Origin of the sequence: Endozoicomonas montiporae CL-33 (assembly GCF_001583435.1) — a bacterium.
Lineage (GTDB): Bacteria > Pseudomonadota > Gammaproteobacteria > Pseudomonadales > Endozoicomonadaceae > Endozoicomonas_A > Endozoicomonas_A montiporae.
The window spans coordinates 1339482-1353020 of the sequence record NZ_CP013251.1 but is presented as its reverse complement, the minus strand read 5'-3'; the positions used below and the strand labels follow the sequence as shown (position 1 = coordinate 1353020).

The 13539-nt window shown below is 49.0% G+C and carries 10 protein-coding genes and 1 pseudogene; 7 read left to right on the top strand and 4 right to left on the bottom strand.

The features are described from left to right. Window positions 1-11: 11 nt before the first annotated feature. The 3 genes from EZMO1_RS05855 to EZMO1_RS05845 all read left to right on the top strand — a co-directional run bounded on the left by EZMO1_RS05855 (window position 12) and on the right by EZMO1_RS05845 (window position 4956). The gene (locus EZMO1_RS05855; protein WP_034874803.1) at window positions 12-1934 is read left to right on the top strand and encodes a PrkA family serine protein kinase; all 1923 of its coding nucleotides are present in this window, start codon (window positions 12-14) and stop codon (window positions 1932-1934) included. Between the two features lie 174 nt (window positions 1935-2108). Continuing rightward, window positions 2109-3392 carry a YeaH/YhbH family protein gene (locus EZMO1_RS05850; RefSeq protein ID WP_034874805.1) on the top strand — a complete coding sequence of 428 codons (1284 nt, stop codon included), beginning with the start codon at window positions 2109-2111 and terminating at the stop codon, window positions 3390-3392. Further along, a complete protein-coding gene (locus EZMO1_RS05845) occupies window positions 3385-4956 on the top strand; it encodes a SpoVR family protein (RefSeq protein WP_051789776.1) in 1572 nt (523 codons plus the stop codon). Before EZMO1_RS05850 ends, EZMO1_RS05845 begins: the two co-directional genes overlap by 8 nt. 48 nt (window positions 4957-5004) lie before the next feature. Here the strand turns inward: EZMO1_RS05845 and EZMO1_RS27240 are convergent. The 3 genes and pseudogenes from EZMO1_RS27240 to EZMO1_RS05830 form a co-directional block, all read right to left on the bottom strand. Beyond that, window positions 5005-5421 (bottom strand): annotated as a pseudogene (locus tag EZMO1_RS27240) (IS1595 family transposase); the annotation flags it as partial. Further along, a complete protein-coding gene (locus EZMO1_RS27235; RefSeq protein ID WP_236632012.1) occupies window positions 5360-5893 on the bottom strand; it encodes an IS1/IS1595 family N-terminal zinc-binding domain-containing protein in 534 nt (177 codons plus the stop codon). The pseudogene EZMO1_RS27240 and the gene EZMO1_RS27235, both read right to left, overlap by 62 nt. 215 nt (window positions 5894-6108) lie before the next feature. Continuing rightward, entirely contained in the window at window positions 6109-7413 is a 1305-nt protein-coding gene (locus tag EZMO1_RS05830; protein WP_160174039.1) for an amino acid permease, read from the bottom strand. 96 nt (window positions 7414-7509) lie between these two features. On the opposite strand from EZMO1_RS05830, the gene EZMO1_RS05825 reads away from it, so the two are divergent. The 4 genes from EZMO1_RS05825 (at window position 7510) to EZMO1_RS05810 (ending at window position 11191) form a co-directional block, all read left to right on the top strand. Beyond that, a complete protein-coding gene (locus EZMO1_RS05825; RefSeq protein ID WP_034875601.1) occupies window positions 7510-8643 on the top strand; it encodes an FAD-dependent oxidoreductase in 1134 nt (377 codons plus the stop codon). Then, complete coding sequence (locus EZMO1_RS05820; RefSeq protein ID WP_082211910.1) at window positions 8565-9563, top strand: sulfurtransferase; 999 nt, start codon at window positions 8565-8567, stop codon at window positions 9561-9563. The genes EZMO1_RS05825 and EZMO1_RS05820 overlap by 79 nt, the downstream gene beginning before the upstream one ends. A gap of 370 nt (window positions 9564-9933) precedes the next feature. After that, window positions 9934-10242 (top strand): cold shock domain-containing protein, encoded by a 309-nt coding sequence (locus EZMO1_RS27750; protein ID WP_275934929.1) that lies wholly within the window; start codon window positions 9934-9936, stop codon window positions 10240-10242. A gap of 301 nt (window positions 10243-10543) precedes the next feature. Next, window positions 10544-11191 carry a DUF2726 domain-containing protein gene (locus tag EZMO1_RS05810; RefSeq protein ID WP_034874806.1) on the top strand — a complete coding sequence of 216 codons (648 nt, stop codon included), beginning with the start codon at window positions 10544-10546 and terminating at the stop codon, window positions 11189-11191. A gap of 44 nt (window positions 11192-11235) precedes the next feature. Here EZMO1_RS05810 and glgX read toward each other — a convergent pair whose 3' ends face one another. Further along, complete coding sequence (gene glgX / locus EZMO1_RS05805) at window positions 11236-13419, bottom strand: glycogen debranching protein GlgX (RefSeq protein ID WP_051789782.1); 2184 nt, start codon at window positions 13417-13419, stop codon at window positions 11236-11238. Window positions 13420-13539: the final 120 nt, after the last annotated feature.

Sequence of the window (13539 nt, the reverse complement as noted above, 5' to 3'; positions counted from 1 at the left end):
GCCAATAAAAAATGTCTATATTCAAGCACTACCAGCAAAGGTTCGAATCTACTCAACAGGAAGAGATGAGCCTCCAGGAATATCTCGACCTCTGTAAGGTAGACCCCGGAGCCTACGCCAATGCTGCCGAGCGAATGCTTAATGCCATCGGAGAGCCAGAGGTCATCGACACTGCCCGTGACCCGAGACTCAGCCGGATCTTTTCCAACAAACTCATTAAACGCTATCCTACGTTCCAGGAATTCTATGGCATGGAAGAAGCCATAGAGCAGATCGTTTCCTACTTTAAACACGCTGCCCAGGGGCTGGAAGAGAAGAAACAGATTCTCTACTTGCTGGGCCCCGTTGGTGGCGGTAAATCTTCACTGGCAGAAAAGCTCAAGCAACTGATTGAGCATGTGCCGTTTTACGCCATCAAAGGTTCCCCGGTGTTTGAATCCCCTCTGGGGCTGTTCAATCCGGATGAAGACGGCAAGATTCTGACCGAAGAATACGGTATTCCCGGTCGTTACCTGAAATACATCATGTCCCCATGGGCCGTTAAACGACTCCATGAGTACGGTGGTGATATTTCCAAATTCCGTGTCGTAAAACTCTACCCCAGTCGTCTGAACCAGATCGCTGTGGCCAAAACCGAGCCCGGCGATGAAAACAACCAGGATATTTCCAGTCTGGTCGGTAAGGTCGATATTCGTCAGCTGGAAGAATACTCCCAGGACGATCCGGATGCTTATAGCTTCTCCGGTGCACTGTGTAATGCCAACCAAGGCATCATGGAGTTTGTGGAGATGTTCAAGGCTCCGGTCAAAGTGCTCCACCCACTGCTGACTGCTACCCAGGAAGGTAATTACAACAGCACCGAAGGTATGGGCGCCATTCCATACGAAGGCATCATTCTTGCCCACTCCAATGAATCCGAATGGCAGTCCTTCCGTAACAACAAGACCAATGAAGCCTTTATTGACCGTGTCAACATCGTCAAGGTGCCTTACTGCACACGTGTCAGTGAAGAAATTCGTATATACGACAAACTGCTGGAACACAGCTCACTGAAAGACGCGCCCTGCGCACCCGATACTCTGAAAATGCTGGCTCAGTTCACCACACTGTCGCGTATCAAGGAACCGGAAAATTCATCCATTTATTCCAAGATGCGTGTCTACGACGGTGAGAATCTGAAGGACACAGACCCTAACGCCAAGCCATTGCAGGAGTATAAAGATGCGGCCGGTGTCGATGAAGGAATGGAAGGTCTATCTACACGTTTCGCCTTTAAGATTCTCTCCAAGGTGTTTAACTTTGACTCCACCGAAGTCGCCGCTAACCCCGTACATCTGCTGTATGTCCTGGAGCAACAGATTGAACAGCAGCAATACACAGAAGAAGTACAAGACCGCTACATGCGTTATATCAAGGAGTATCTCACACCGAAGTATGTAGAGTTCCTCGGCAAGGAAATTCAGACAGCTTATCTGGAGTCTTACTCCGAATACGGTCAGAACATTTTTGACCGGTACATTACCTATGCCGACTTCTGGATTCAGGATCAGGAATTCCGTGACCCGGATACTGGTCATATTCTGGATCGCGCTTCATTGAACGACGAACTGGAGAAAATTGAAAAGCCTGCCGGTATTGCCAATCCGAAAGACTTCCGTAACGAAGTCGTTAACTTTGTGCTTCGTGCACGAGCCAATCACGATGGCAAGAACCCAAGCTGGTTAAGTTATGAAAAGATGCGTACAGTGATTGAGAAGAAGATGTTCTCTAACACTGAAGATTTGCTGCCGGTCATTTCCTTTAATGCCAAAGGCTCCCAGGACGATCAGCGTAAACACGCCGACTTCGTGAGCCGGATGGTCGATTACGGATACACCGAGAAGCAAGTACGCCTGCTGTCCGAATGGTACATTCGAGTGCGTAAGTCTCAGTAAGCAGCCATGAGTCTGTTATAGACAGTCATGAACGGGTATTGAGATTTCATAAAAACGACCTGTGTCTTCTTTTGAAGACGCAGGTTCCCCTTGCAGTACGCACGATAACAACAAACTCTCTCTCTGACCTGTCAGAAGGGGAGTAACATAATAAAGTACCTAAGGAGAGCGTCTATGAGCATCATCATCGACCGGCGCCTCAACGCGAAAAAGAAGAGTACGGTCAATCGCCAGCGCTTCCTCAGGCGCTACAGAAATCTGGTCAAAGAAGCGGTGCAAGACGCCGTTGACCAACGCTCAATCACCGATGTCCAAAGTGGCAGCGACATCAGCATTCCCAGAAAAGACCTGAGCGAACCCGTGTTTCATCATGGTCAGGGCGGCCAGCATGAACAGGTTCACCCCGGTAACAAAGAATTCAACACCGGCGATCGCTTCCAGCGTCCGGAAGGCGGCGGTGGTCGAGGTTCCGGAGACGGTGAAGCCAGCGACAGCGGATCAGGCACGGATGAATTTGTCTTCCAGATCAATCGCGACGAGTTTCTGGAGTACCTGTTTGAAGACCTCGCACTGCCTAATCTTGTTCGTAAAGAACTGAAGGACATCACCGAATACAAACTCAAACGGGCAGGCTTTACCTCTGCAGGTTCTCCCGACCGCTTGAACGTTGTCCGTTCCTTGAGGGCAGCCCATGCACGCCGCATTGCCCTGTCAGGCAGCGAGCGCAGGGAAATACGTCAGTTGAAGCGTGAACTGCGGGAAATGGAAGTCAGTCCTTCCGACACGGATCAGTTCCGGGCTAAAGAAATCAGGCAACGTATCACCGAGCTAAATGCCAAACTTAAACGACTGCCGTTTATTGATGACTTTGACCTGAAATACAACAACATGACCAAAGTCCCACAGCCGTCCAGCAAAGCTGTGATGTTCTGTGTAATGGACGTCTCCGGTTCCATGACCCGGGAAATTAAGGACATCGCCAAACGCTTTTTCCTGTTGCTCTACATGTTTCTGGAAAGAAACTACGAAAAGATTGAAGTGGTCTTTATTCGTCACCATTCCGAAGCCCGCGAATGCAATGAACACGACTTTTTCTATGCCCGGGAAACCGGCGGTACGGTGGTGTCGTCTGCCCTGCGTCTGACCGACGAAATTTTGCAGGATCGCTATTCGCCCAGTGAATGGAACATTTACATTGCCCAGGCGTCCGATGGCGACAACTGGGAAGCCGATTCCAGCAAATGCCGCAAGCTTATTGAAGAGAAACTGCTACCCAAAACCCAGTATTACTCCTACGTGGAAATCACCGACCGTCATCACCAGAACCTCTGGCATGAATACAAGATGATTGAAAAAGAGAATCCGGGGCATTTTGCCATGCAGCAAATCCGCGGACACGGCGATATTTATCCAATATTCCGTAAGCTCTTCGAGAAAAAGGAGGCTGAGAATGCCTGATAATGAAACCCTCGAACGGGAGTTAACTCAACCCAAGCCGGTTAAACAGAATTTTATCTCCACCGGTTCCGAGTGGACTTTTGAGCTGCTGGAACAATACGACCGCGAGTTTGCCCGACTGGCCGATAAATTCCGGCTGGATACCTATCCAAACCAGATTGAAGTCATCAGTTCCGAACAGATGATTGATGCGTATGCGTCGGTGGGTATGCCGCTGATGTACAACCACTGGAGTTTTGGCAAACAGTTTCTCAGTAATCAGCAAAGCTATCAGCGCGGGCAGATGGGGCTGGCTTATGAAATCGTTATCAACTCCAATCCCTGTATCGCCTATCTGATGGAAGAGAACACCATGCCCATGCAGGCATTGGTGATTGCCCATGCCAGCTACGGCCACAACTCATTCTTCAAAGGTAACTATCTGTTCCGCCAATGGACCGATGCCGACTCGATTATTGATTATCTGCTGTTTGCCAAAAACTACATCGCACAGTGCGAAGAAAAACACGGTATGGATGCGGTTGAAGAAGTGCTGGACGCCTGTCATGCCTTGATGAACCAGGGAGTAAACCGATATGAACGACCTCGCCCTATTTCACCTGAACAGGAAAAGCAGCTGGCCAAAGAACGCGAGGAGTACATTCAACGTAACCTGAATGATCTGTGGCGTACGATTCCTGTCAAAGAAACAGAACAGCAGGCGAAAGAGTTCCGTTTCCCACAGCATCCGGAAGAGAACATTCTGTACTTTATTGAAAAGAATGCGCCATTGCTGGAAACCTGGCAGCGTGAAATTATCCGCATTGTTCGCAAGGTTGCCCAGTATTTCTATCCTCAGCGGCAGACTCAGGTCATGAATGAAGGCTGGGCAACCTTCTGGCACTATCACCTGATGCACGAAATGTATAATGAAGGCCTGATCACCGAAGGCTTTATTATGGAGTTCCTGCACTCCCATTCCAATGTGGTTTTCCAGCCTGCCTTTGATGATCAGCGCTATAGCGGCATCAACCCTTATGCTCTGGGCTTTGCCATCTTCCAGGATATCCGTCGTATGTGCGAGCATCCAACGGAAGAAGACCGCTACTGGTTCCCCGACCTGGCCGGTTCGGACTGGCTGGACGCCGTTCACTTTGCCATGCGTAACTTCAAGGACGAAAGCTTTATTCTTCAGTACCTTTCACCAAAGGTGATGCGCGACCTGCGTCTGTTCTGTATTAACGACGATGATCGTGAAGCGTATCTGGAAGTCAGCGCCATTCACGATGAAACCGGCTATCGCAATCTGCGCGAATCACTCGCAGCCCAGTATAACCTTGGCAACCGGGAACCCAATATACAGGTCTACAGCGCCGACGTAAGAGGCGATCGTTCACTGACCCTGAGACATTACATGCATCAGGGACGACCAGTGGAAGATAACAGCGCGCTGGAAATCATCAAACACCTGCGCAGACTCTGGGGTTTTGACGTCAGAATGGAGTCTGTTGATCAGCAGGATAAAGTCATTAACCATTATGAGCTCCCGTCAGAAGAACTCTATCCAGAGGAGGAGGGCGTATAGCAATCAACACATTATTATTGAATTAGGCTCTTATCGGATTCCAGACTGCTACGTAACCAGCAAGCTGATTAATGGTTGAAGTAACCCTTTACCCCGGATTCCGGCGTTATGAACGAACTCAAAGAAGCCGAGGTACAAAGGTAAGCTTTCCTGAGAAATCCCCCTGTGAGGTCTGAGCCATGAACGGAGCAATGACCAGAAGCCTTCCATGGTGTTTACGTGTACTTCATAAATACCATCCTTGTCATCATCCCGGGCGTACTCGCTTTTACCATGACAGACAGATTTATGCTTGTAACCCCACTCTTCAAGGGAGTTGTAAATGCTGTATTCATCAGTGTAAGTTTGGGTTCCCTTGGCTACATGCTTCGTAATGAAAGGCTTTATGGTGGCTTTTCGAACATTATCCAGCATGTTGATAATGACCTGACCTCCTCGCTGAATCATTCCCAGAACGGGAGGCTTGTCTTTTTCGAGAGTTCCTCTGCCCGGAGCTCCTTTTAATCTTCTTTTTCGGGGAGGGCGCGATAGATTTTTTTAAAGCTTCAGGATGTCCTTTGTGACCTGCGACGATGTACACCTCGTCGAACTCTACCTCTCCCTCAAGAGTAATGTCAGGCTTGCGTTTAACGACAGAGGTTCGCAACAAGGTTGTCATTTCATGTACATCACTCAGTGAAAGGTCAAGTTCTTTAGAAATCTGGCTGTTGGAAACATTGAGTCCCATCAGGTACAGACAGGAAACCCACACCTTAAGAGGCTGATGATGCCCAGCAAAGACAGTATTAGTCAGGTCATCAAAGTAGCGGTCACAATGTTTGCATTGATAGTGTTGGCATTCAGTTTGTACCGTGTCATGCCCGTTCTTTTTTACATGGCCTGAATCACAATGGGGGCAATGAACCACCCCGTCAGGCCAGCGGTTTTCACGGATCATTTCAAAGCAAGTTACATTGCTGATGAGTTCTGAAATTTTACAAATATTCACTGCGTGATCAGCCATTCGCAAGATTTTGATGAAGTGTAGCTCAGCAGTCTGGAATCCGATAAGAGCCTTGAATTATTATTGCTGCTAGTGCTGGCCGGAATACTCTGTATTCCGGCCTTTTCCTTGTTACGGTGGATTGATACGCCCCAATTCAGCCCAATCCATCAGCCCGGAACACGAGCTGCCGATTTTCTTTCCAGCTGCCAATAAATCAGACTACCGCAACCGATCAGTAACGTTCCGTCCAGCAGAATACGATAACCTGCTCCTGACAGGCTCCAGAGGCAGTAACCCAGAGCAATAACAATCACCAGATTCCACCACACTGACTGTTCAACATGGGTTGCCCGTCTCTGAATATTGATACAGGCAATGCAGGCACAACAGTAAGCCAGCAGCATGATGTAAACAGCAATCAGAATGATAAATTCAAAGTGCTTCTGAACCGTCGGTTCAACCGTCAGCAGCAAGAGAATGGACATTAAAATCGCAGTGATCAATAAACCGTAGCTGGGAGAACCGTGCCGGTTCAGTTTTCCAAATACTTTGGGTAACAACCCATCGGCACAGGCAGCCCTTGCCACCTGACCGTGCATCAGAATCCATCCATTCAGACTGCCAAAACAGGCGACGATGGCCATCGCACTGACCAGCTCGCCAGCCCAGTCACCGAGTATGTAACGAGCTGCTACAGAAAACGGTGCTGCTGAAGACTGCAAAACGTCGTTCGGAACAACGCCCATCATGGCCGTGGTACTGAGAATATATAATATGGCTGCCAGTGTGGTACCAAAGAACGTGGCAAAGGGGACATCCCGTTTCGGGTTGCGGGCATGACCGGCCAGATTGCAGGCAGACTCCAAACCAATGAAGGACCATAATGTAATGGTCAGAGAATCCGAAATCACATTGCGCACAGGCTGACCGGTGACATTGAAAGAGTCCACCAGCAGGTGTTTATCAAAACTAAACCAGCCGAGAACGCCGACAATCAACACTGGAATCATCATGCAGGAAGCCGTGACCATCTGAAAGTTACCGATCATGCGGATATTGCGCATATTCAAACAACTCAGTACCCAGATCACTCCAACGGCCGATAACGTAGCGGTCCACTGATCGGTCAGTGCCGGGAAGAAATAGCTCAGATAGCCCACACCGGAAATAGCCACGGCGGTATTTCCGATCCAGATGGCTACCCAATAGCCATAGACAACCTGAGAACCCACATATCGTCCCAGACCTTCACGGGTAAAGGCATACAGTCCGCTACCTCCCTGACACACCGCATCGAGCCGTACAAACACCAGCGACAACATCACCGCCCCCACCACGGTGACGATCCAGCCCAGTAGCGCAATGGACCCGTATCCGGCCAGTGAAGAAGGCAATAAAAAGATACCTGCCCCCATCATATTGCCGGTCACCAGCATGGTCAGTGGCAGTAACGACAACTTTCCTGATTCCAAGCAGATTACCTCTTGAAGAATGTCTCTTACAGAACGGAGTAGACAGTTTAGACTATGGAAAAATAAACCATGCTTCGCAGGGGACATTCTCAGGCAATGAAAAAACACACGATCGTGCTGGCAGGCGGAGGGCATACTCATGCCTTGCTGCTGAGCGCATTGCAGAAACGCCCTCTGCCCTGTCACCTTGTATTGCTGTCAAGCACTCGCTACACCCCCTACTCCGGAATGCTTCCGGGTGTAATATCCGGTGCCTATCAGCCCGAAGAGGCTCATATCGACCTGAAGGTACTGGCGGAACGTTGCGGTTGTGAATTTATTGAAGACGACATAACCGGATTAACAGCAGACCGCAGCGAAATCATCACCCGTACAGGGCAGGTTATTCAGTACGATACGCTCTCGATCAATACAGGTTCTACCCAGAACAGAGTGATAGAAGGACCAGACTGCGTCAGCATAAAACCGGTTAATCGCTTTCTTCCATGGTTGTCTTCAACACTTCCAGAGCGGTTAAAGCGATACGAACAGCAATCAAGGCCTTTCAATATGGTCATCGTGGGTGGAGGTGCAGCGGGTGTTGAGGTCGCCATGGCTCTCAAAGCACGCTTCAGCGCCTGTCCTGTGCTAACCCTTCACATTCTTACTGCAAACGGTGTGGTTGCCGGGCATTCTCCGGGGGTCAGACGACTGGTGAGCAAAGAACTCATTCAAAAAGGCATTCAGGTGCATTCCGACTTCAGGGTATTGTCCGTGCTGGACCATTGCATTACAGGACAAAATGGACAACAGCTGACTTATGATCAGGTCATTCTTGCCACACCCGCCAAACCGGCCAGCTGGCCGGGGCAGAGTGGATTGAGCATTGATCAGGCAGGTTTTGTTCGCGTGAACGCCTTTTTACAGTCCTGCAGCCACAGCAATGTGTTTGCCTGCGGTGATATTGCTGCTTTTACAGAAACATCTCTGGCAAAGTGCGGCGTCTATGCCGTCCGTCAGGCACCCGTTCTGCATCACAACCTTACTGCTGTACTTTCAGGCTCTTCCCTCAAACCTTACCAGCCCCAGCAACAATTTTTATCTCTGCTAAGCTGTGCGGATGGTCGCGCTATCGCCTCTAAAGGTGTCTTCAGAGCAAAGGGGAGTCTGCTATGGCTCTGGAAAAACCGGATCGACAAACGCTTTATGGCTCAGTTTCCTCTGCCACAGCCAGGTTCGATGGACTCCTGAACCACTGTGTAAACCGGCTTATTCTTTCGGGTCTCCTCGTCAGCAGCCTGTTCGCTCCGCCGGTTGTAGCCGGGATGGGCACCCTTATATCGGCTGCCGAACTAAACCAATGGTTGCAGTCTGATCAGGATGTGCTGGTACTGGATGTTCGCAAGAGCCTGTTTTACTTTCTTGGCCACATACCCGGCGCACGGAATATCTGGCGACCGGATTATGAAGCCGATGCTTCCGAGTACCCCTATAAAGGTATGCGCGCCAGTCAGCAGAAAATGGCGTCTTTGCTGGGTAAACTGGGAGCCACTTCCTCCAGCAAAATTGTATTGTATGACGACAGCAACGGTCTGGATGCAGCCAGAGTCTGGTGGATTCTGAAACTGTACGGCCATGATCAGGTATACCTGCTGAATGGAGGGCTCAGGGCCTGGAAGCAGGCTCGTTTTTCCACCAGCATTAAACCGGCTTTCATGCCTTCTAAAGCACAGTTTGAATTTAAAGGCACCAGACATCCGGAATACCTCGCCGAGCTGAAACAAATCAGGCAACTGCCCCAACAAAACACCGTTCTGCTGGATGTACGAAGTGCTGACGAGTTTAATGGCATCACCCGCCTTCAGGGTGCCTTTGGTAAAGGGCGCATACCCGACAGTGTCTGGCTGGAATACAGCAACAGTATTAACGCCAGTGGTTTTGTGGCTGTCAACGAACTGCAACAACTGTTTTCAGACCATGGCATTACTCCGGAGAAAGAAATTATCGTTTATTGTCAGTCCGGCGTTCGTTCTGCGCATACTCACTTTGTTCTGACTGAGTTGCTGAAATACCCCAACGTCAAAAACTACGACGGTTCCTGGGTAGAATGGTCCTGGTACCGGCAGTTAGCGGTTGAAACCGGTCTGAAAACACCCGGTGAAGGGTCATAATTCAGACTCTGTTTGCATCACCGGAACCAATAAACACCCAATACTGTGTGATTAATACAATTAAACACCCGTAATCGTTTGCTTTAGGGCTATTAACATTTCTCAAGATGGTCTTATAATAACTTATGCTCTATAGGGAAATGTCGGCTGTACCTTCTAATTGTGGGAGCACAACATTCGCATCCAAACGATGAGAATGATCGTGACTCGACCCTGTTATTCAAAAAATAATCAGGTCAGGATAGGCATCACCGTAGTATGAGCACTGCATCATGGATGATACAGAAAAACAATGTGACTAAAAATAAAACAATAAAGGTTGCAGTTTCCCGGCGGTTCGTTCAATGTAAAGTTGTAAGCATCGCGCTGTATGGAAGCGACCGAGAAGGAAATGGAAGCTATGCTGGAAGGAACAGTAAAGTGGTTCAACAACCCTAAAGGATATGGGTTTATTCAAGCTCAGGAAGCCACCGAAAATCAGGATGTACTGATACATTACTCTGTCATTGAGATGGAAGGCTTTAAAACCTTGAAAGCAGGTCAGAGTGTTCAGTTTGAAATTGGCCAGGGTCCGAAAGGGCTGATTGCAACCAAGGTTATCCCTGGTAACAGTGGTGAGCAGAGCGGCGACAAACAGGGTGACACACCTGCGTCCCGGGAAGAAAGTCTTCCTGCCTGAGGCACTGCAACACTCATTGATCACATACAGGCAGTATCCTGATACGGCTTGCCATCACGTGTAAGCCGGATACTGTATCTTTACTTTAACAACCTTGTCGTTTGAAACCGGTTGTTACAGTGAACATGTATGTGTACTCACTCATACAGCAGTATCATTTCAGCTCGAATGAAATGACTGGCTGTAGATGCATCTTATACTCTCAAATCAGATCTGATCAATATCTGCCCCTGACTTGCTGTCAGCTTGTCACAACTGTGTCACAATAGCCGCATCTTCAACTGTTCGTACAGGTAATGCAGTGACTCTGGATCATTCACTGATGTTGCCAGCCGCTATAGGTACAATCGCGCTGGCACTGATCATTTTTCTCTGGCTCCGGTTCAGGCCCACTCAACTTGAGTGTAAAGAGCCCCTTTTCAATCCAGAGTTTCGGGCATTTCTCGGACAACTCGATATAGCGGTTCGCAGCCACCTGATTATTTTTCCTGCCATGCCTGTCAAAAGTGTGATTCTGGGTAAAGGCGGTGGCAAAGCTTTATTAAGAAAATTCAAGAACGAAAGCTTTGACTTCGTCGTCTGTCATCGCCGCGATATGGATGTGCTCTGCGTTATAAAACTGGGCGGTAGCAGTACCAGCAATGAGAAATACCGCAAACTCTGCCAGTCTGCAGGACTGACACTGCTTGAATATGACATCAAGCCTTACAGAGATGTACCCAGTCTGCGCAAAGAAGTTCTGGGAGCCTGTGGTATCGATGAGTTTGAACTTCCGGAAGTTCAGCCCCAGGAACCAGAGCAAGAGCCAGACGCCGATTCGTCTCCGGACTGCCCTAAGTGTCAGTCATCCATGGTACTGAAAACCATCAACAAAGGCTCTCATGCTGGCGAAGACTGCTGGGTCTGCTCTCAATACCCCGACTGCAAAGGCGCGAGGCTAAAAAAATAGTTTATCTATCCGGGCACCGAACGGGCACCCGGATCAAGGGTCTGCTAATAATGTGCAATGAGATCCGGAGTCGCCGGACAATCCGGCATGCACTCATCTTTCAGAATCATCACGCTGTGGGGTAAAACCTTAACGGTCGTTTGCCCGGTAAAATCCGGAAGCTCGGAAAACACCTGATCCTGAGATGTATCTAACAGGCATTCACGCTTTTTAAGATCCTCAACCACCGGTAACTTAAAGATCTGCTCGCAAACACCCGCGTTAAACAACACCAGAAAATTACATTCACAAGGTTCAGACTGATCCCCCAGCAGGTGCATAAACAAACACTGGTTTCTGGGATTCTGCCAGTCCCCCGAACGCATCAGCTTACTGTCCATAGAACGCCACAACACTTCATAATTTTCCGGATCTTCTTCAATTCCACAAAGAAAACGATCACGGGTCAGTACACGGTTCTCTTTTCGAGCCCTGATCAGCAGGCGGACAAACCGCATCAGCTGGTAGTTCCTCTGCTGTTCATCGGTTTTATTATCAAGCCAGCTCCAGTCCAGCCAGCCGGTGGGGTTATTCTGGCAGTAAGCATTATTATTCCCCCCCTGCGAATTTCCAAATTCATCACCTGCCTGCAGCATGGATACACCGTTGGACAAAAAAAGTGTCGCCAGTAAGCTGCGCTTATAGCGCTCTCTCAGGGCAATAATCTTTGAATCACGGCTCTCGCCTTCCCTGCCACAGTTCCAGGAGAAGTTATGCTCATCGCCATCGCGATTATGCTCACCATTAGCTTCATTGTGTTTATGGCTGTACGACACAAGGTCATGCAAGGTAAAACCATCATGACTGCAGACATAATTGATACTCGCAGAGGGCGCCCTGCCCTTCCAACGATAAATATCGGAAGAACCACACAGCCGCTCGGCCATCTGTCCCAGCAATCCCTGATCTCCCCGCCAGAAGGATCGAACACAGTCCCGATAGCGGTCATTCCACTCCGACCACGGCCTTGGAAAATTACCCAGCTGATAGCCATCAGGTGCAAGATCCCAGGGTTCGGCAATCAATTTCACACAGCTTAATACCGGGTCCTGATAAATCGTCTGGAAAAATGGGCTGTTACTGTCGTAGAGCCAGCCTTTACGTCCCAGACCCGGGGCCAGATCAAACCGGAAACCATCTATGTGGTATTCCTGAACCCACATTCTCAGCGTATCCGTGACCAGCTTCATGACCATGGGGTTTTCAACTTTCAACGTATTGCCACAGCCAGAATGGTTAATGCTGATTTCAGGGTCCCGTTCATTCAGTAAATAGTAACCCCCGTTATCAATTCCCCGAAAACTCAGGCAGGGGCCGTCATTACCACCTTCCGTTGTATGGTTGAAAACAACGTCAAGAATCACTTCAATACCGGCCTGATGCAGGCACTTGACCATTGTCTTTAATTCAGTCACCGGGTCATCCACTGCCAGCGAAGCTTCAGGTGCCATTAACGCTAACGGGTTATAACCCCAGTAATTTTGCAGCCCCTGGTTATCAAGCCGATGCTCCGAACCAAAGCTGGTGACTGGCAAAAGCTCTACAGCCGTCACACCCAGCTTTTTCAGATAATCAATAATAACGGGCTCACACAACCCCAGATAAGTCCCTCTGAGCTTCTCTGGAACCTGAGGGTGCTGCATGGTAAATCCACGGACATTGAGCTCATAGATAATCGAGTTAGCCATCTGGTGGGCAGGTGCCGGTGTATTCTCCCAGTCAAACTCATGTTCAACCACTACCGATTTGGGCATGAATTCAGCACTGTCCAGATCATTGATACGCCACTCTTCATTTTCGCCCAGCGTGTAATCAAACAGAGTCTCATTCCACTGCATTTCACCACTGAGTTTCTGAGCATAAGGATCAATCAGCAGCTTCGCCGGATTATGCCGTTGTCCGGCCTGAGGGTTCCATTCACCATGAATCCGGTAACCGTATAACTGTCCCGGTTTTATGCCGGGTACAAACAGGCGCCAGACATCGTTTCTCAAGTAAGGGTACCGGTCAGGTATGGTAATTCTGACTTCCCTGTTTTTATCATCAAACAGGCAAAGCTCAACGCTATGCGCTTCCGGTGCCGACAGTGCAAACTGCACACCCGAAAGGTTTTTGTTCAAGGGATATTGAGAATAGAACCGTGCACCCAGCTCGTAGCTGGCGGCGGGATGTAGGTTGACACTGCTCATACAACCATTTCCTTGTACATTTATATTGTTATTATTTTTTTTAACCCTTTTAGCCTGCTTATCTGTGAACAGGCGCTTTATAGACTACGGTGATAGTGTAATCCAGTGTTGTTTGGGTTC